This window comes from Thermostichus sp. MS-CIW-26 (assembly GCF_054059115.1).
In genome coordinates this window covers 19,727-38,348 of the sequence record NZ_JBSSBV010000025.1, presented here as the reverse complement: position 1 = coordinate 38,348, position 18,622 = coordinate 19,727, and the positions used below count along the sequence as shown (strand labels likewise).

At 56.9% G+C, this 18,622-nt stretch carries 12 protein-coding genes and 1 riboswitch; of the genes, 11 read left to right on the top strand and 1 reads right to left on the bottom strand.

The window, feature by feature from the left end; all coding sequences use genetic code 11:
- Positions 1-332: 332 nt before the first annotated feature.
- A riboswitch (cobalamin riboswitch) is annotated at positions 333-484 on the top strand.
- 42 nt (positions 485-526) lie between these two features.
- From ACVWZU_RS09425 to ACVWZU_RS09375, 11 genes are all read left to right on the top strand, one after another.
- Positions 527-2,497, top strand: a complete 1,971-nt coding sequence (locus ACVWZU_RS09425) for a TonB-dependent receptor plug domain-containing protein (RefSeq protein WP_457444550.1) — start codon at positions 527-529, stop codon at positions 2,495-2,497.
- Between the two features lie 122 nt (positions 2,498-2,619).
- A complete protein-coding gene (locus tag ACVWZU_RS09420; protein ID WP_457444548.1) occupies positions 2,620-3,027 on the top strand; it encodes a DUF1636 domain-containing protein in 408 nt (135 codons plus the stop codon).
- An 11-nt stretch (positions 3,028-3,038) separates the two neighbouring features.
- Positions 3,039-3,908 (top strand): (2Fe-2S) ferredoxin domain-containing protein, encoded by an 870-nt coding sequence (locus ACVWZU_RS09415; RefSeq protein ID WP_457444546.1) that lies wholly within the window; start codon positions 3,039-3,041, stop codon positions 3,906-3,908.
- A gap of 237 nt (positions 3,909-4,145) precedes the next feature.
- Entirely contained in the window at positions 4,146-4,553 is a 408-nt protein-coding gene (locus ACVWZU_RS09410) for a hypothetical protein (protein ID WP_457444544.1), read from the top strand.
- A gap of 104 nt (positions 4,554-4,657) precedes the next feature.
- Positions 4,658-6,712: an ArsA family ATPase gene (locus ACVWZU_RS09405; RefSeq protein ID WP_457444542.1), complete on the top strand. Its 2,055-nt coding sequence runs from the start codon at positions 4,658-4,660 to the stop codon at positions 6,710-6,712.
- Positions 6,713-6,744: 32 nt separating this feature from the next.
- A complete protein-coding gene (gene ligA, locus ACVWZU_RS09400) occupies positions 6,745-8,805 on the top strand; it encodes an NAD-dependent DNA ligase LigA (protein ID WP_457444552.1) in 2,061 nt (686 codons plus the stop codon).
- Between the two features lie 797 nt (positions 8,806-9,602).
- On the top strand, positions 9,603-10,949 hold the full coding sequence (gene clpX / locus ACVWZU_RS09395; protein ID WP_457444540.1) for an ATP-dependent protease ATP-binding subunit ClpX: 1,347 nt from the start codon (positions 9,603-9,605) through the stop codon (positions 10,947-10,949).
- Positions 10,950-11,019: 70 nt separating this feature from the next.
- Complete coding sequence (locus ACVWZU_RS09390) at positions 11,020-11,709, top strand: potassium channel family protein (protein ID WP_414329043.1); 690 nt, start codon at positions 11,020-11,022, stop codon at positions 11,707-11,709.
- A gap of 11 nt (positions 11,710-11,720) precedes the next feature.
- On the top strand, positions 11,721-13,193 hold the full coding sequence (locus ACVWZU_RS09385; protein WP_457444538.1) for a TrkH family potassium uptake protein: 1,473 nt from the start codon (positions 11,721-11,723) through the stop codon (positions 13,191-13,193).
- A gap of 78 nt (positions 13,194-13,271) precedes the next feature.
- Positions 13,272-14,378 (top strand): phosphotransacetylase family protein, encoded by a 1,107-nt coding sequence (locus ACVWZU_RS09380; RefSeq protein ID WP_414398937.1) that lies wholly within the window; start codon positions 13,272-13,274, stop codon positions 14,376-14,378.
- Positions 14,379-14,843: 465 nt separating this feature from the next.
- Complete coding sequence (locus ACVWZU_RS09375) at positions 14,844-15,371, top strand: ribonuclease H family protein (RefSeq protein ID WP_457402651.1); 528 nt, start codon at positions 14,844-14,846, stop codon at positions 15,369-15,371.
- A 60-nt stretch (positions 15,372-15,431) separates the two neighbouring features.
- On the opposite strand, the gene ACVWZU_RS09370 is transcribed toward ACVWZU_RS09375, so the two are convergent.
- Positions 15,432-18,155, bottom strand: a complete 2,724-nt coding sequence (locus ACVWZU_RS09370; RefSeq protein WP_457444536.1) for a glycosyltransferase — start codon at positions 18,153-18,155, stop codon at positions 15,432-15,434.
- Between the last annotated feature and the right edge of the window lie 467 nt (positions 18,156-18,622).

The following is an 18,622-nucleotide window of genomic DNA, read 5'->3' as shown; positions in this document are numbered from 1 at the left end:
TAAACAGAAAGATCAACTGGTAGTAATCCGTACTGAACATATTATACATTATTTTCAGTATAGTTGAGCTTATTATTGACTAGAGTCATGCTCTGTTCTCTAAAAGGCTAAGGGATCCCTGGGCCTCGCGATCTGGAGTAGCAGCGGGCTATCCTTCAACTGCTTACAAAGCAGTGAAGAAATCTGGCCTAAATGGGATGTGGCCCATCCAAAGCCCTGGGATTGCCGTTGGGATCCTGTTCACCCCTGGGGATGACATCCCCCCTGGCAGGATAGGAACTCCAGAGCAGGGGATGTATGATGCCTAGCACGGCTTTTTCGGAGCAATCGCAGAGAAAGCTGTACCGACAGGTTGTCCTGGGGATCAGCCAGGGCATGTAAAGGGGAAAGTCCGGTGCAAATCCGGCGCTGTGCCGCAACTGTGATGGGCTTGGGCTAGACCCATGCCCTCAGTCAGGATGCCCGCCTGCGGTTTTGGCTCGCATTTCTTCCGCGTCGCACGGAATCAGGAGCTTCAAGAAAGAAAATGAATCCCATTCTAGGTCTCAGCCTGGCGCTGGGGGGTCTTGTTTTGGGGATCCCAGCGTGGGCGCAGCCGGCAGCTTCCCCGCCCTCAGCTCAAGAGGTTTTGGAAACCGGCGTTAGCGCCGAGATTTTAAATCAACCCGTCACCACGCCTTTTCGTCGCCCCGGCTTGCTGCGGGATTCTTCCCGCCCGGTTTACGTCATTACCCGCCAGCAAATTCGAGAGCAAGGGGCAAGAACGGTTCAGGAGGCCCTGCGCTACCTGCCCGGGATCCTCAGCGACGGCACGGCGGGAACCCAGTTGGGAGCCCTTAGCTCCCAGTTTATGCGGGGAGGACGAACGGCCCAGGTGTTGGTGCTCTTGGATGGCCGCCCCATTAACGACCTGGGCTTTTTTGGCGGGTTCGATCTGTCTCAGATCACTACAGATGTGGTCGAGCGTATTGAGATCTCTCCAGGTGGGGGCTCCACCTTATACGGCTCCGATGCCGTTGGCGGGGTCATCAACATCGTGACGCTGGATCCAAAGCCGGGATCCGAGACCGTGCTGGAAGCGGCTATCGGCAGCTACGGCCTCAATGAGCAAGGGATCCAGAACCGCGGCCAGGTGCAGGATCTGGGCTGGGTGGTCAGCTATCGCCGTCTGCAGAGCAACAACGACTTTCCCTTTGAAATTAGGCGTTTGGGCAAAGCAGGCAGGCGGGAAAACTCGGCGGTGGAGTACCACAACCTACAAGCCAAACTCACCTGGCAACTGGCAGAAGGCCAGGTCCTAACCGGAAATGCCCTTTATCTCAATAAAGCGTTTCAGGTGCCCGGCAGCACCGAGTTTCCCTCCCCCGATGCAGTGCAAAACACCAACGACCTGCTGTTAGATCTCAGTTGGCTGTGGGATCAAGAGAGGGGATCCCTGCAAGCCAGGGTATTTTTTGACGACCTCAACTATCGCTTCAGCGCCCCACAAAGCCAGGGATCCCGGGATGAGATCCTGCGAACGGGGTGGGGATCCCAACTGCAATACACCTGGAAGGCTGCTGAAAACCTGGAGCTTACTCTAGGAGCGGATTACCGATCCATTTCAGCTCGCAACACCACCTTCTCCTTTGCCAGGGGATCCACCAATGTCAACTACGACAATACCGTGAACCAAGGGGCCCTCTTTGCCCGCCTGGATTACAAGCCACAGCCCAACTTTTATCTCAACTTAGGTGTTCGCCAAGATTCGAGCAATCTGGTCAACGGTTCGGCCACCTCTCCTGCCGCAGGGATCCGCTGGGTTTTGGCAGAAGGCACCACCCTGAGGGCCAATTATGCCGGCAGCTTTCGCACTCCCTTGATCTCAAACCTGTTCTTTCGGCTGCGCGGCTTTTTTGAAGTCGACGGCAACCCCAATTTGCAACCGGAGCGGGGAGAGAGTTTTGACATTGGCCTGGATCAGGCTTTGGGAGATTTTGGCCTACTGCGCTTGACCTTTGCCCATAACCGCATCCGCGATGGCATCACCTTTGTCAGCACCGGCCCGCGCAGGGGAACCTACGAAAACATTGAGCTCGTGGAATACACAGGCATAGAAGCAGCCCTGGATTTGCGATTGGGGGAAAACTGGACTCTTTTTGCCAACTACACCCTAAACGATCCCATCATCCGCTCGGCGCTGGATCCCAAAGCGGTTGGCAAACAGCTAGCCTTCGTGGGAGCAGACAGCTTCAACCTGGGCCTGAGCTACCGCGATGCAGAGGATCGGTATGCCTCAGTTTTCCTGCATCACATTGGCACTTTCTTTACCAACAACGCCAATACCCAATCTCTGCCCGGCTACACCAACCTGGCTCTGCGGGGAGGGATCCCAGTAGCAGAAAATCTCGCTCTAGAAGTGGGGGTTGATAACCTGCTGGATGAGCAATATGAGGTTTTCCCCGGCTACCCAGGAGTGGGTCGCACCGTTCGGCTCAATCTGAGAGGCCAATTTTAAAGGCTTAGCCATTTCGCTCACTGCTTGACCACTCGCTTAGATATTGAGATCATTTCCCCTTCTTCATCGCGCCCTTTACAGTCAAGTCTGGATTGCAAGTTATGCCGGTATCAAGCAGCTCTGTGTCTCAATCAACTTCCCAGTTGCCAGTTCAAGCTGGCAGCGCTGCTCAGCAACCCAGCGGTCATTATCTCTGGGTTTGCATCACCTGCGGATCTCGGTGGGTTAACGGCCAAAAAGAAGGGATTAGCAAGGGAGAAATGCTGCTGTCTGCCCTGCAATCTCAAACCCTCAATCCTCAACTGACCCTGAAGCCGGTTGCCTGTATGAGCGGCTGCAGCCATGCTTGTGTCGTTGCGTTGGCAGCACCTCAAAAGATGACCTATGTTTTTGGAGATCTGGATCCAAAAGATGTGGATCTCATTCTGCAGACAGCAGAGCTCTACCTCACCAAGCCAGATGGGATCCTACCCTGGGCCGAGCGCCCTCTCAAAAAAGGGGTGATTGCTCGTATTCCACCACTGCACTGAGGAGCTTTCTCATGGCCACTTTTACCCCCTGGATAACCCCCCTCCATCAAGCTTGGCAGGAAGTTTCTTTAACGGGTTGGACAACCCTTTATGAAGGGATCCCTGCCCATATTGACTGCTTGGGGCCGTTGCTCTACGAGCTGTTTCAAGAGCACTGGGCCGAGATCCAGGTGGGCCATGTGGCGGAAGGCGGGGTGCTGGAGCTGGCTTTCAAGAAACCTCCAGCTTTGTGCGTGCTCTACGATGGCTATCTAACCGTTGCCACCGAAACTTGGCACCTGCATTTGTGCCTGGAGGAGCACCAAGGCGGCCCCCATCGCAAGACCCCACCCGAGCTGCGCCGCAAAAGATTGGTTAGCCGTGCTGCTCTCTACCGGCGCCTCAATCCCCAAGGTCAGCCCCGCATGTGGGGGATCCAATTCTGGAATGGAGCAGAAGAGCCTTTGCTGCAGATTTTTCTGCCCAGCCCCTTTTTGGGGCCAGAGGAAGACTACCTGCCGGAAGGCAAAGCAGATTACCAAAAGCTTTCTCTTTACGAGCGCATCCGCGCCATCTATGTGGAGGGGAAAGAGCGGATCCCCTATGAGGATAACCCTCTTAAACGTCCCTACCTTGCCGTCTGTCGTTCCAGCCGTTGTTATCCTTCCCGCAACTACCAACCGGTTGTAGAAGCTCTGGAATCGGCTCTTCGAGAAGCCAACCTGGACGTACAGGTTATCACCTCAGGCTGCTTGGAAGTTTGCCAACAGGGGCCCGTGGTTTTTTACTCTGGGGATCGCACCTGGTACAAGCGGGTTACTCCCCAAGTAGCTCGGCAAATTGTTTTTGAGCATTTGCTTAATAGCTGTCCTCTGAAAGACCACCTTTTTCCAGGAGATTAAAGCATGATTGGCCTGCAATCGAGTGCTCAACCTATCCCCAGATCTTGCCGCTTGATCTCAGCCCCACTTTGGATACAAGCTGCTCAAGATTTGGCCCGAGGCTGGTTCTGGCCCAGCTTGTTTACCACCGTCGGCTGTCTCAGCAATATTGCTTATACATGTACCCTTCCTTTTGTAACTGTTGGTATTGTTGCAGGCACAACTTTAACCCGCCAAAGGGCAATCATTAGTGCTTTGATGATTTGGCTGGCCAACCAAATCTTTGGCTACACCTGGCACAACTATCCCCGCACTCCCGATTCGTTTGCCTGGGGGTTGGTGCTGGGGATCGGCACGGTGGGGGTTGCTCTTGCTGCCAGCTATCGCCCTTTGTTTTTCCAGTCCAAGACCCTTCGACCAAGGCAACTGCTGCTGAACTATCTCTGGATCCCGGCCATGCTCATCTTGGGGTTTCTGGCTTTTGAAGGGCTGATTTTGGCAGCCGGCCTGGTCTTGGGGGGAACGGAGGGCCTGACCCTGCCCATTCTGGGCAAAATCTGGCTGCACAACTGGCTGTGGACAGGACTTTGGATTGGGATCCACACCCTGCTGGTGTGGGACAGAGGACGTCGCCGGGTGTGGCTGGGAGAGGAGAAACTGCGGTGAGCTGCTCCCGTACAGGCCCTTCCCATCCCGTCAGCGGTGCGGAGCACTTTTGCAGTGATCTGGAACATCCCCAAGAGGGATCCAGGCCAAAATAGGGGCGACCTATGTGGGAGGGGATCCCTTTGCAACTCAGTCGCGTTAACAGTGAGGAGCATTCCTGCCATCCTCTGCTCTTGGCTTCCCAACGCCTCTTGCTGTTCAGCGGCAAGGGAGGAGTGGGCAAAACAACCTTGACCTGCGCGCTGGCTCGCCAACTGGCCCAGGTGGATCCCCAGCGCCGTCTGCTCCTGATGTCCACAGATCCCGCCCACTCGTTGGGGGACGTGCTGCAAATCTCGGTTACGGATGTGGCCCAACCCCTGCCGGATCGCCCCAATTTACAGGTGCGGGCTTTGCAAGCGGAGATTTTGTTGCAATCTTTTCGGCAAACCTATGGGCCGGCCCTGGAGCTCATTGCCGAGCGGGGCAGTTGGTTTGGCCGAGAGGATCTGCTGCCGATCTGGGATTTGGCGTGGCCGGGGGTGGATGAGCTGATGGCCATTCTGGAGGTCAACCGGCTGCTGGCTGGGGAGGAGGTGGATACGGTCATCCTGGATACGGCCCCCACCGGGCACACCCTGCGGCTGTTGGAGCTGCCCGACTTTTTGGATAATCTGCTGGCTGTGTTTGCCACCTTTCAGGCCAAGCATCGGGAGATCGCCCAAGCCCTGACAGGCACCTATCGACCGGATGAGGCGGATGCGTTTTTGGCCCAGTTGCAGAGGGAACTTGAGGGGGGCAAAGCCCGCTTGACCACTCCGGAGAGCACTTCTGCTTGGCTGGTGATGATCCCGGAGCAGTTGAGCGTGGCGGAAACCCGCCGCTTTTGTCAGCAACTGCAAAACCGCCGCGTGCCCATCGGCGGTCTTCTGGTCAATCAGGTGCTGCTTGCAAGAGAGAATAACAGCCAACCTTCGCTGCCCGCTGCTCTCTCCTCTCCTCTCTACTCGGCGCGGCAACAGGAACAGCGGCGCGTGCTCAAAGCCCTACAGGAGGAGCTGCCCGGATACTCTATCTGGGTCTGTCCTTATCAACTGCAGGAGCCGGTTGGGTTGGCGGCCCTAGATGGGCTGGTGCAGCAGCTTCGCCCCTTGCCAGAGGTGCTGCTGGAGTTGGAAGGGATCCCAGAGCAGAGAGCGGAGAGAGAGTCTCCCTTCTCTACCCTCTTCCCTTCCTTCAGGGGGATCCCGTCCCTACCGGATTTTTTGGCCCAAGGGATCCGACTGGTGTTGGTGGGGGGCAAAGGGGGTGTGGGCAAGACGACGGTGGCCGGGGCCCTGGCTTGGAACTTGGCCAAGCGCCATCCCGACAAGCAGCTGTTGCTGGTCTCCATCGATCCGGCTCACTCGCTGGGGGATCTGTTTCAGACGAAACTGGGTCAGGATCCCATTCCCCTGCTGCCCAACCTGCTGGGGCAGGAGATCGATGCGGCGGCGGTGCTGGAGCAATTCCGGCAGGATTACCTGGAGGAGGTGGCGGCCATCTTGGCAGGGGAGGGGACGGCAGGGGTGGAAGTCCAATACGACCCGCAGGCGTGGCGGCAACTGCTGCAGATGCCCCCACCCGGCTTGGATGAGGTGATGGCCCTGTTGAGTGTTCTCCGACAGGAGACGAGCGGGCAGTTCGACCTGGTGGTGCTGGACACGGCTCCCACAGGCCATCTCTTGCGGTTTCTGCAGATGCCCCAGGCTCTGGAAGGTTGGGTGAGCTTGGCCCTGAAGCTGTGGCTGAAATATCGGGATGTGGTGGGCAGGTCGGAATGGGCGCAGCGGATGCGGGAGCTCTTGGCCCAGGTGCGGCAGCTTCGGCAGCAGCTCCAGGATCCCCAGCTTGTCACCTTTATCCCCGTCTTTAACCCCGAGCAAGCAGTTCTGGCGGAAACCGAGCGTCTCTTGGCGGAACTGGATGCTTTGGGGATCCCTCATCCCTACGCCGTTCTCAATCGGGTGTGGTTGGAGGATTCTACCCCCTTTGGAGAGGCCCTCCGCCGTCGTCACCAGACTCTTCTGGCCCAGCTCCCCCAGCCATTTTCCCAGCAGGCCATCTTGACCATCCCCTTCCTACATCCTCCCAGCTTGGAGAATATCGGCTCCTACTTGTTCGCTCCTCAGGAGCCCTAACCTAGGGGTAGACCTTGCTCACCCAAGGAGTTATGGATCCCCATCTGGAAGAACGCGCCCGCGAGCTGCGCACCCTGCTGCAGAAGGCCAGCATTGCCTACTATGTCCACGATGCGCCCATCCTGGAAGACAGCGTTTACGACCGCCTCTACCGTGAGCTGCAAGAGCTGGAGCGGGCTTACCCTGAACTGGTCACCCCCGATAGCCCTACTCAGCGGGTGGGAGAAAAACCTGCAGAGCATTTTCCCACCGTCTTCCACCGCATCCCCCTCTACAGCTTGGAAAACGCTTTCAACCCAGAAGAACTGGAGGAGTGGCAAGAGCGTCTGCTGCGAGTTTTGGGCCGTGCCCCTGTTCCCGACAGCGGGACAGAGGGAGAGCTGGAGTATGTCTGTGAGCTGAAAATCGATGGTGCTGCCTTGGCCCTAACCTACATCAATGGTCTTTTGGAGCGGGGTGCTACTCGGGGGGACGGACAGGCCGGAGAGGACATCACCCCCAACGTGCGCGCCATTCGTTCGATTCCCCTGCGGCTGGCGACAGCAGATCCGCCTCCCGTTTTGGAGGTGCGGGGGGAAGTCTATCTGGCCCTAGCCGAGTTTGAACGGATCAACCAAGAGCGTCGTTCCGCTGGGGATCCCCCCTTTGCTAACCCGCGCAACTGTGCTGCCGGTACCCTGCGGCAGTTGGATAGCCGCGTTGTGGCCGCCCGCAAGCTCAGCTTCTTCGCCTACGCCCTCCACTGGCCGGAGGGATGGCCTGCCGGGGATCCCCCGCAAACCCAGTGGCAGTGTCTGCAGCAGCTCAAGGAATTGGGATTTCCAGTCAACCCCCTTTCCCAGGTCTGTCGGGGCTTGGGAGAAGTGATCCAGTTTTACGAGCGATGGCGGGGTGCCCAGCTCCCCTACGCCAGCGACGGGGTGGTGGTGAAATTGAACTCCTTGCGGCTGCAGGAGGAGGCCGGCTTTACGCAAAAATTTCCCCGCTGGGCCATTGCCCTCAAATACCCTGCCCAGGAAGTCCCCACCCGCATCCGCGCCATCGTGGCCAGCGTGGGCCGTACCGGCGCCGTCACTCCAGTGGCAGAGCTGGAGCCGGTTCCTTTGGCCGGCACCCTTGTCAGCCGCGCCAGCCTGCACAATGCCGATCGCCTGCGGGAGCTGGATGTGCACATCGGCGATACTGCCATCGTGCGCAAAGCCGGGGAGATCATCCCGGAGGTGGTCGGGATCCTAAAAGAATTGCGCCCTGCCGATGCCGTTCCCTACAGCCTGCCCAGCCAGTGCCCGGAATGCCACGCCCCTTTGGTTCGTCCGCCTGGCGAAGCCGTGACCCGCTGCCCCAACCCCGAGTGCCCGGCCAAGCTGCGGGGCCAATTGCAGCACTGGGCCAGCCGTGATGCTTTGGATATCGAAGGCTTAGGGGAAAAGCGGGCAGCCCAATTGGTGGAGAGCTTGGGGGTGCGCACCGTAGCCGATCTCTATCGCCTCACCCCAGAGCAGTTGCAGGGTTTGGAGGGAATGGGATCCCGCTCCAGCCAAAAGCTGGTGCAAGCCATTCAGCGCTCTCGTCAACAGCCCTGGGAACGAGTGCTCTACGGGCTGGGGATCCCCCATGTGGGGGTGGTCACCGCCCAGATTTTGGCCGGCCATTTTCCCACCCCTGAGCTTTTGGCCCAAGCCAGCGCAGAAACCATCGCTCAGATCTATGGGATAGGCGCGGAAGTGGCGGAAGCGGTGGTGGCCTGGTTTGCCGAGCCGGCCCATCGTCGCCTGTTGCAGGAGTTGCAGGCGCTAGGGATCCCCGCTCTTCCTCAGCAGGAGAACCCTGCCGTCTCCCAGATCCTGGCCGGGAAAAAATTCGTAATCACCGGCACCTTGCCCACCCTCTCCCGCCAGCAGGCCAAGGCTTGGATTGAGAGTCGGGGGGGCAAAGTCACCGCCAGCGTCAGCCGCCAAACCGACTACGTGGTGGTGGGCTCTGACCCCGGCTCCAAGCTGGAGCAAGCCCAACAACTGGGGATCCCCCTGCTGACCGAGGCTGAGCTGTTGGCGCTGGATCCCACCGGCGAATCCGGTGATCTGCATCCTTGACAGGGTGGATCCCGGAAAAACTTGGGTAGGGTGGGTTGTCTTAGCGGCAGGGATGATTTATGATTCAACCTTAGTGAGGAGTGGACGCCAATAGGGGGAAGCGAACGAAACACGGACAGTTCCTTCCCCTTTTTGGTTACAAAAAGGCGCGGCCACACCTCCAAAAAGTATCCAACTTAACTGAAGGATTCCTTTGCCAGTGCCAGATAAGTTCAACTATGATGGGATCAGCGGAGACGCATGTTTCCGTTCACTCCTCACACCATCTTCCGCTCGGCGTCAAGTCGAGCGGTTTTTCTATAAATCCGACCATTCCCGATAGCAGCGAAACGGCTCACCCCTTCCATTTCCAGTTTTCCTCCTTGTAAGACACTTGGGGAGAACCGAGGCTGTGGCGTTTGCACGGGTAGCGCAGAGCGCTGGAGAAGCTTATGGTCACTTTGAAGCAAGAATGAAACACCTCCGTTGCATTGCTTCCCAGCTCCCTTTTGAAGAGTGGGTGGTCGCGGAAGCGGCACGGAGCGCTTGGGAAGTGTCTCAATCCAGTTTGAAATGACTATATCTCCAGTCTTTCCAGTTGATCCCCATGGGAATCTCTTGGCACCCTGCCCCCTTGGGGATCCGGAAACAAGCCCTACGAGCCCAGTGGAGATGCTAGACTAGTAGGTCAGTGAGATTCCACCAACTTCGGCCTCCTTACGCTTTCGCAGCCAATTTGCGACTGGATTGGAAGGTTTAGTTTTCTTCTGGCTTTTGCCGGATTAGGATAGCCAAGAGCAAGCAGCAACGAGGATCCCATGGCCAAACATGACTCCCAACTACGGTGCTCCTTCTGCAATAAGTCACAGGATCAAGTGCGTAAGCTGATTGCGGGGCCAGGGGTCTACATCTGCGACGAGTGTGTGGAGCTCTGCAACGAGATTTTGGATGAGGAACTCTACGACGGCAACACTCCTCCTGCTGCCGCCCCTGCCACCAGTCGTCGCGAGACGCCCAAAAAACCTTCCCGCAGCCTGCCTTCTTTGGCGCAGTTGCCTAAGCCGCGCGAGATCATGCGCTATCTCGACCAGTACGTGATTGGCCAAGAAAAAGCCAAGAAGGTCTTGTCGGTGGCGGTTTACAACCACTACAAGCGTCTGGCTGCCAAGGCCAACCCCGGTAGCGTCGGAGTTTCGGAACTGGATGAGGTGGAGCTACAGAAGTCCAACATTTTGATCATTGGCCCCACTGGCTCCGGCAAAACCCTGCTGGCGGAAACCCTGGCTCGCATGTTGGATGTGCCTTTTGCGGTTGCAGATGCTACCACCCTTACGGAAGCTGGCTATGTGGGCGAGGATGTGGAAAACATCCTGTTGCGCCTGCTGCAGGTGGCGGACATGGACGTAGAAGAGGCCCAGCGCGGCATCATCTACATCGACGAAATCGACAAAATTGCCCGCAAAAGCGAGAACCCCTCCATTACCCGCGATGTCTCCGGCGAGGGGGTGCAGCAGGCTTTGTTGAAGATGCTGGAAGGGACAATAGCCAACGTGCCTCCCCAGGGAGGGCGCAAGCACCCCTATCAAGACTGCATTCAAATCGACACTTCCAACATCCTCTTCATTTGCGGGGGGGCTTTTGTTGGCCTGGAAAAAGTAATCGAGCAGCGCATTGGCAAGAAATCGATGGGCTTTATCAAGCCAGGGGAGCAATTGTCGGTTAGCCGCGAGCAACGTATGGCCAATGCCCTCAAGGCTTTGGAGCCTGAAGACTTGATCAAGTACGGCATGATTCCCGAATTCACGGGGCGGCTCCCGGTAGTGGCGACTTTGGATCCGCTGGATGAGAAGGCGCTGGAGGCGATCCTGACGCAGCCCAAAAACGCCATTCTCAAGCAGGCGCAGAAGCTGTTGCGCATGGACGGGGTGGAACTGGAGTTTGAACCTGCCGCCATTGCTGCCATTGCCAAAGAGGCTTATCGCCGCAAGACCGGGGCTCGCGCCCTGCGGGCCATTGTGGAAGAGCTAATGCTGGATGTGATGTACGAGGCACCCTCCCGCCGCGACCTAAAGCACATCCGCATCACCGCAGAGATGGTGGAGCGCCGTTCCACCCGCGAGCTGATTCCTCACCCCTCTACGCTGCCCAAGCCTGAGTCGGCCTAGAGTCGCGGCCCTTCCGATCCCTGCTGGATGAACTTATGATCTGTTCTTGAAAGAGGGGGCAGGAGATCCTATGGCAGGGACTGCGTTCCGCTGGCGCGAACGACAGCGGGTGGATCGTGAATATGCGGTAATTGGTCTGGGGCGCTTTGGTTCTAGCTTGGCTCTCACCTTGATGGAGCGAGGGCACAATGTCTTGGGGATCGACCGCAGCCGTGAGATCGTGCAGCGCCTGGCGGATCAGCTGACGCAGGTGGTGGCACTCGATTCCAGCGATGAAGATGCGCTGCGAGCGGTGGATATCCTCTCCTTCGACACGGTGGTGGTGGCCATTGGCAGCGATTTTGAGAGCAATTTGCTGACGACGGTGGCCCTGAAAAGTCTGGGGGTGCGCAATGTGGTCTGTAAGGCGTCGACCGAGCGGCAACGCTCTATTCTCCTGCGAGTGGGGGCAGATCGGGTGGTGTTGCCGGAGCAAGAGGCAGGGCGCCGTTTGGCTCAGGTGTTGACAGCACCGGGGATCCTAGATCAGCTAGAGCTGGAGCCGGGCTACAGCATTACGGAATTACAGGTGCCGGAGGCGTTGGTGGGCCATACGCTGGCGGAGTCGGATCTGCGTCGCCGCTTCGGCATCACGGTGCTGGTGGTGAAGCGAAAGCAATCGCTGGTGGTCTCTCCCCCCGCAGACTACCTGCTGGAAAAGGGGGATTTGCTGGTGGTTCTGGGGGCCAATACCAACATCTCGCGGCTGAATGAAATGTAGGGAGGGCTCCGATGAGAGAGGGCTCCGTCCCGCTTCCGCCAGAGGAGGGCTCTGAGCGCTTGGTTCCACCGGTACCATCCCGCGCCCGCCACCTGCCGACACCGGGCTCGGCATTGTCTCAGTCCTCTAGGGCCTTTGGGAATCGTCTGCAGTGGTTTTTCGGGGGGGACAGGCGTCGCCCGCTGCCGCCGCCATTGCGGCTGGTCACAGGGTTGGGGCTCTTGGCAGTGGTGGGAACTTTGGTGCTCATGTTGCCGGGGATCGGGCGTGGGGATCCCTTGAGCTGGAATGAAGCGCTGTTTACGGCCATGTCGGCCCTGAGCGTGACGGGGCTCTCGACGATTGTGGCGGCGGAGGATCTCACCCTGTTGGGCCAGATTGTGCTGCTGATCCTGATTCAGATTGGCGGGGTGGGCTTCATGGTGTTGGCGGTGGTGGTGTTTCAATTGATCGGGCGGCGCATTTCCCTCCTCAATCGCTTGGCGCTGTGCAATTCGCTGGGTCTAATCGATCCGGGGGCGATCTTGGAATTGACTCGGCGGGTGCTGCTGGGGGTCACCCTCATTGAGTTGGGGGGGGCTTTGCTGCTCTGGGTGCATTGGCGGGATCTCTATGGGCCGGAGCGGGCGGTTTTTCTGGCTATTTTTCACGCGGTGTCGGCCTTTTGTAATGCAGGATTTGACCTGTTTGGCCGGGAAGGGATCCCTACAGACGGTCTGTCGCTGGCGATTTTGGCCGGTCTGATTTTTATCGGCGGTTTGGGCATCCCAGTTTTGTCGGATTTGTTAACCTGGCCACGGGGCCACCGCCCCTCTCTGCACACCCGGATTACCCTGGGCGTGGTGGTGGTTTTACTCTGCACGGGCGGCATTGGCTTGTTTTTGGGAGAGAGCTTGCCCGGTGGATCCCTGCTGGAGGTGAGCTGGCCCCACCGCTTGGGCCTGACGTTTTTTCAGTCGGTTTCTGCCCGAACGGCTGGGTTTGCCGGGATCCCCATTGAGGATTTGACCCCGGCAAGCCAGTTGCTGTTGATGGCTCTCATGTTTATTGGGGCAGCGCCAGCTTCCATGGGGGGCGGCATGACCACCGGAACCTTTGCCGTGTTGGTGTTGGCCTTGTGGGGCTATGCCCGCGGTTTGCCCAGCGCTCAAATTGCCGGGCGCAGTTTGGATCCCTCCATGGTGCGCAAGGCGGCAGCGGTGTTGACGGTTTCTCTGTTTGTGGTATTGTTGGCGGCTTGGTTGATTTTGATAACCCACAGTAACAGTAGGTTGGATCCGGTGTTGTTTGAGGTGATCTCCGCCTTCGCCACCTGCGGCCTCTCGACAGGCTTTACCGGGGAGCTCAACTGGTTTGGCCAACTGATCATTGTGCTGGTGATGTTCTGGGGCCGGTTGGGGGCATTGACGATTGTCTTGGCCTTGGCTCAACAACAGCCCCGCCCGTTGGTAACCTACCCTGAAGAGTCGATCCTAATCGGTTAGTCCAGAACTGAGGAGAGAGCAGCCTCCGTTAGACTGAGTAAGGGATCCCTTCGTCCCTCTCGTTACCGGGAGCCATCCGTGTCCAAGTTCCTTTTAATTGGTTCTACTGAGCCCTTCAGCGGTAAGTCGGCTGCCATCTTGGGTTTGGCCAAGCATCTGCAGCAGCAAGGGATAAAAGTCACCTATGGGAAGCCCATCGGTTCTTGCGAGCGGGAAGATTGCTCGCTGGAAGGGGGCGATCCGGATATGCGCTTTGTGGCGGAGTCTCTGCGGCTGACGATGGATCAAATGCCGCCGATGCTGCTCCGGCTCAACGAAGAGGCTTTGCTGGCTCAAATGAAGCGAGCTCCCGGGGATCCAGCTCCAGAGTGCCCGGTTGCCCCTCTGTTGGAGTTTGTCCAGCGTTCCCCTGCCGATTTGGTGCTGCTGGAAGGCCCAGCCGATCTTTACGAGGGGGAATTGTTTGGCCTGTCGCTGGCCAAGATGGCCCAAGCCCTGGATGCTCCGGTACTGCTGATCAGTCGCTACCATTCCTCCTTGGCTGTTGATTCTCTTCTCTTTGTCCATCGTCAACTGGGATCCCGCTTGGCAGGCGTGCTGCTGAACGATGTGCCACCTGACCAAATGCAACCGGCAAAAACGATCATTCGGCCTTTTTTGGAGGGACACGGGATCCCGGTGCTGGGGATTTTGCCCTCCCATCGCATTTTGCGCAGCATCAGCGTTGGGGAGTTGGTGCGGCAACTGGATGCCGAGGTGCTCTGCTGTCCAGATCGGATGGACCTGATGGTTGAAGACATTGCGGTAGGGGCGATGAACGTCAACTCCGCCTTGAAGTACTTCCGTAAGCTGGATCACAAGGCGGTGATCACCGGCGGAGACCGCACCGATATTCAACTGGCCGCCCTGGAAACTTCCACCCTCTGCCTGATCTTGACCGGCAAGCTCCCTCTGGATCCCCGCATTCGGTCTCGAGCAGAAGAGCTGGAAGTGCCGATTCTCTCGGTGGATCTGGACACCTTCACCACCATCAACCGCATCGAACGGGTTTTTGGGCAGATTCGCCTGCACGAGGAGGTGAAAGTCCGCTGCATCCAAGAGCTAATGTCAGCGAATTTTGACTTTTCCCGTCTCTATGCTCATTTGGGCTTGACACAACCCCTAGTGTCGGCGGTAGGTGCATAAGAAAAGTTATTACTGGCTTCTCTATATTTGGTGTCTAAATAGATATTTCTTCGAGATTGAGCACTATATCTGATCAAGACGAAATAAGCTCAGTTTTGACGCGCTGGTCTCTAGTGTCTGATGCTTTCCAGTATCTGCAATGATTTCTGCAAAAAAACGCAGGGATCTATCGCCGGTTTGGCCTACTCACCGAATTCGAGAGATATCATGCGAGTATTCATCACCTCAACACACCACTCCTCCCCCAGATTTTCTGGGGGTTTTTGTTCGTACTGTTTTTAACCTTGTGCGTCAGTGTCACGTAAGCTGATGTTGACGGGGTTTATGCTGCTAATAGTGTGAAACAAAGCTTTTCTGAAGCTGAATACACTAAACAGTGGTGCCGGCACGCCCTTCTGCAATAAGATGCAGTGTCTGTTGTCGAGCCGGGATCCCAAATGTTGCCGTTAGCGCCGGATGAGCACCATGGCCAAGGTTTCACGGATGCACGGCCGCAAAGGAGCGGGCCCCAGCCGTCTGGTTGCCTGCCCCCACAGTGGCATCTTCACCGACGGGGGATGTTCTCCCAATCCGGGGCCAGGGGGATGGGCCGTGGTGGTGGTTCAAGATGATCGGGTTGTGGAAGAGTTTTGGGGAGGGGATCCCGATAGCACCAGCAACCGCATGGAGTTGACCGGCCTCATCCGGGCCTTGCAATATTGCCGCCACACCCAGGGCAACGGCGTAGATACCATCTACAGCGACTCCCACCTTTGCGTACAGACCTACAACGACTGGATGGATCGCTGGGCAGCGCAGGGGTGGCGGCGGCGCACCGGGCCGGTGGAAAACTTGGATCTGGTTCAGGAACTGTATCAACTAAAGCAGCAGTGCCCTCAGGTGCAGGTGGTTTGGATCCCAGCCCACCAAGGTCTGCGCTGGAACGAGTACGTGGATGGGTTGGTTGCCCAGGCTCGAGCCAGAGTGACCGTTCCTCCAGAAGTTAGGGGTTGAGGTTCCACACCGGCAGTGCGGGCACTGTGAAACTGGTTAGCAGCAAGATGCTTGCCAAGACTACAAGGCTGTTAGGCTTGGCTTGACTGCAAGGTGCAGAACTTCCTGGATGGTTTTAGCCATGCGCTCCCAGGTAAAAGACTTAACCCACTCTAAGCCTTTCCTGACTTTCTCAGCGCGCAACTTGGGATCCAGAACCTGAACCAGGGTATCCGACAAAGAGTCCTCTACATAAAATGCAGCTTCTCCTCCTACTTCCACTAAGGCAGAGTTGGGATAGATAATGACAGGGGTCCCACAGGCCATGGCCTCCAATACGGGTAGCCCGAATCCCTCATATGCACTTGGGTAAACCAGCGCCACGGCATTCTGGTAGGCTTGAACCAACTGCTGCAGATCTAGATAAGCATTCATAACAGGTTGCGGAGCTGCCGCCTGTCGATAAGCCTCTGGAGTCGACCAGGAATGAGTGCAAAGGACAGGGAAAGGCTTATAGGACCACTGCTGATAAGCTTCAAAAAATAACTCCTGTCGTTTGTAAGCGCCTTGGTGGCATCCAATCAGCAGCCAGTGCTTGGGAATAGCTGAGGGATCCGGCTTGAATACACTGGTGTCAACCCCAGGGTAAGCTACTACTGCCTCTTTGCCAGTTAGACGCAGCAAGTCACAGGCCGTGTTTTGGCTAACAGCTACAATGCGAGCGGCTGCTTCAAGGGCTGCGTGCTTTTGGCGCCACATGGGATCTGAGAGATCCCAACCCAGCACTTCTGGGATCATGTCATGGAGCAGGAGCACCTGCGGAATGTCAGAGGGCAGGTATGTATGGTAGGTGCTCATAAAAACATCAGCCCCTGACCAAATAAAAGCTTGTCTCAACTCAGGGTCATCCCAGCGGGCGTAGCTAAAGGGGTGACCCTGCATTCTCTCGACACCCTGGGGTAGCTCTCCTATGCCGCCCCGATCGTAGAAAGTAACGCGAATCCCAAAGCGGGGCAATTCTCGCAGTAGGTTGCGCCAAACCGTGGCAATACCACTTTGGGCAAATTGGAAGAACACTCCATCCACAAACAGGTGAAGACGCTCCCGCACCTCTACCACTAAGGGATCCCCGTATGCCCAGGGGAAAAAGGGCTGCAGGGAGCAGGGCTTTTCCGCTTTTTGCAACTCTTCCCAAGCTCTGACAGCTCCTTGATAGCCGTAGTAGGACTCCTTAAACTCCACCTGCTTTCGCAACACATAGGCATAGTGGTCAAACACTAAGCCCTCTGCTTCTGCTTGGTCTGCAGTCAAAACCTTCTTAGGAACCTGTCCATTTCGGGTTAATATGGGCGGCTCGTGAGTTTGCCACTCACACTCAGCGGGATCCCACCTCCAAACTCGCCACCACTCCATCTGAGGGTTGTTGCCCCACTTGCCTTTGTTGTCCAACACAAGATTGGGGCCCACAAAGTAGCGACAGTAGAACTGAGCTGCCTCTAAACTGGGGTCTGCTTCAAATCGTCGATGCACCCGTCGGATTTGTTCAGCTGTCCAAATCTCATCAGCATCCAACTGCCACAGCAAGCAGGGATAATCAGGCTGAGCTGCCCTGACCATTTCGATTTTGCCATCCCAAAACTGGCCATCAGGCTTCTGAACCAGCCGAACACGGGTATCCTTGGCCGCCAAGTCTCTCAAGTATTCAACTGTGCCATCTAAGCTGTGCCCTTGAGCATACTCCTCAGGGATCCGGCCACCGTTGGCCAAACTCCACCCTGTGTCATGCCGCAAGGCAGCAACGCCCTCAACCACCACCCATTGCCAGGGGATCCCTAGCTTATCCAACTCGCAGAGGGTGGAGTAGTGGCGCTCAATGTACGGCTCCCCGTCTAAAACAATGGTGAAGAAGTGAATGGGAAGAGTGGCTCTGCTGTCTTTAAAGATGGCAAAGCCTTTGCGGACATTTCCCCAGCAAATGAGTCGGTAGCCATAGCTGGAGAGCTCCGTCAAGCAACGGCTGTTCTTAAAAGCGAAGATGTCATCCAGGGCAATATACTTGGGGCGAGCGCCCTGTTCCAAAAAAGCTTGGAGGTCATACCAGCCCGTAAACTCGCCGCCGTCAATGAGAAGAAGGTCGGGGTTGGGAACTCGGCTTGCCCCATCCGTGGGAACAGACTTGAGTAAATCTTGTCCCTCCTGGTGCCATTCCAGAGCCTGCTCTCGGCTATAGGGGGCCCAGAAGCTGGAGCAAGATTTCAGCCATTCTTCCACCTCCTCCACTGTAGCGATCCTAGGTTGGGCAGCAGCGTGAATGGGGATACAGCGGGGATCCTTGCTTACCCTTCTAGCCAGCTCTTTGTAGCGCTCAGGATGAGCTTCTATGCTGTAGATGCGAACAGAGTTGGGAAGGGCGTAGCGCAAAACAGCTGTGGATCCTTCTCCACTACTGGCCCCTACCTCGACCACCACCCGCAGGGAGGGATCCCTGCAAATTTCTGCAAGAGCTGCTCCAAAAGGCTCATCTAGCCGGATTTCTGGTGGGATATACCACTCTGGCCAGGCGGAGTCGCCGTTCCGTTTCTGATTGACCCAGCGGCCATACGCAGCAGCAGCTTCTCGATGATAGAAGGAACTGGCTGTGGGTAAAAAGGCATCAGCCTCCTCCTGAGAGAGGTCACGAAGGTATTGAGTAACCTGAAATAGCCACAGGCGCGCCACTTCCTCGCCTGTCTGGGGATCGTAAAGAGAGTTGATAAAGGCATTTGGAGGCCAATCTTCTAGAATTTGCTTCAATACTAACCACACCCAATCCTCTTCCCCAGCTCTAGCGAAGCAGTCAAGGCTGTGCGCCAGCAGCTGAAGTCTATGGTGGTGGTGTACAGGAAGCTTTAGGGCTTCCTCCCGCATGCGTTCTGCAACAGGTTGATAGACAATCGACAGAACTTGCAAAAGTCGCTTTGTCTGTGGCCACAATAACCCTTCTAGAGATCCACCCCTGTACCTTTCTGCAAACTCAGGAGCGATGGAAAGAGCAATGGTCTCTAGGAGAATTGAGGGAATACTTTCTTGTTCGGCCTGGGCAAAAAAGGCAGAGTAGGATCCTTGCCAAAATAAAGTTCCCAGCTGTTCAAAGTTGGTGGCTTGCGTCACAGCTAATGACCCCCATTGATCTTCCTGCTAGAGAGAAGGAGTAGCTCTGCTTAAGCTCAAGCATAGCAAGGATTGCAACTTCTGGCAAAGGGAGAAGTGTCATTGCCTGGGGAAAAGCAACA

What these genes read in the sequence shown, in the direction of transcription:
- ligA (WP_457444552.1), top strand. Translation starts at nt 6,745, where the DNA reads ATGGATCCCCATCTGGAAGAACGCGCCCGCGAGCTGCGCACCCTGCTG.
- ACVWZU_RS09375 (WP_457402651.1), top strand. Translation starts at nt 14,844, where the DNA reads ATGGCCAAGGTTTCACGGATGCACGGCCGCAAAGGAGCGGGCCCCAGC.
- ACVWZU_RS09425 (WP_457444550.1), top strand. Translation starts at nt 527, where the DNA reads ATGAATCCCATTCTAGGTCTCAGCCTGGCGCTGGGGGGTCTTGTTTTG.
- ACVWZU_RS09390 (WP_414329043.1), top strand. Translation starts at nt 11,020, where the DNA reads ATGGCAGGGACTGCGTTCCGCTGGCGCGAACGACAGCGGGTGGATCGT.
- ACVWZU_RS09410 (WP_457444544.1), top strand. Translation starts at nt 4,146, where the DNA reads ATGATTTGGCTGGCCAACCAAATCTTTGGCTACACCTGGCACAACTAT.
- clpX (WP_457444540.1), top strand. Translation starts at nt 9,603, where the DNA reads ATGGCCAAACATGACTCCCAACTACGGTGCTCCTTCTGCAATAAGTCA.
- ACVWZU_RS09405 (WP_457444542.1), top strand. Translation starts at nt 4,658, where the DNA reads ATGTGGGAGGGGATCCCTTTGCAACTCAGTCGCGTTAACAGTGAGGAG.
- ACVWZU_RS09385 (WP_457444538.1), top strand. Translation starts at nt 11,721, where the DNA reads ATGAGAGAGGGCTCCGTCCCGCTTCCGCCAGAGGAGGGCTCTGAGCGC.
- ACVWZU_RS09415 (WP_457444546.1), top strand. Translation starts at nt 3,039, where the DNA reads ATGGCCACTTTTACCCCCTGGATAACCCCCCTCCATCAAGCTTGGCAG.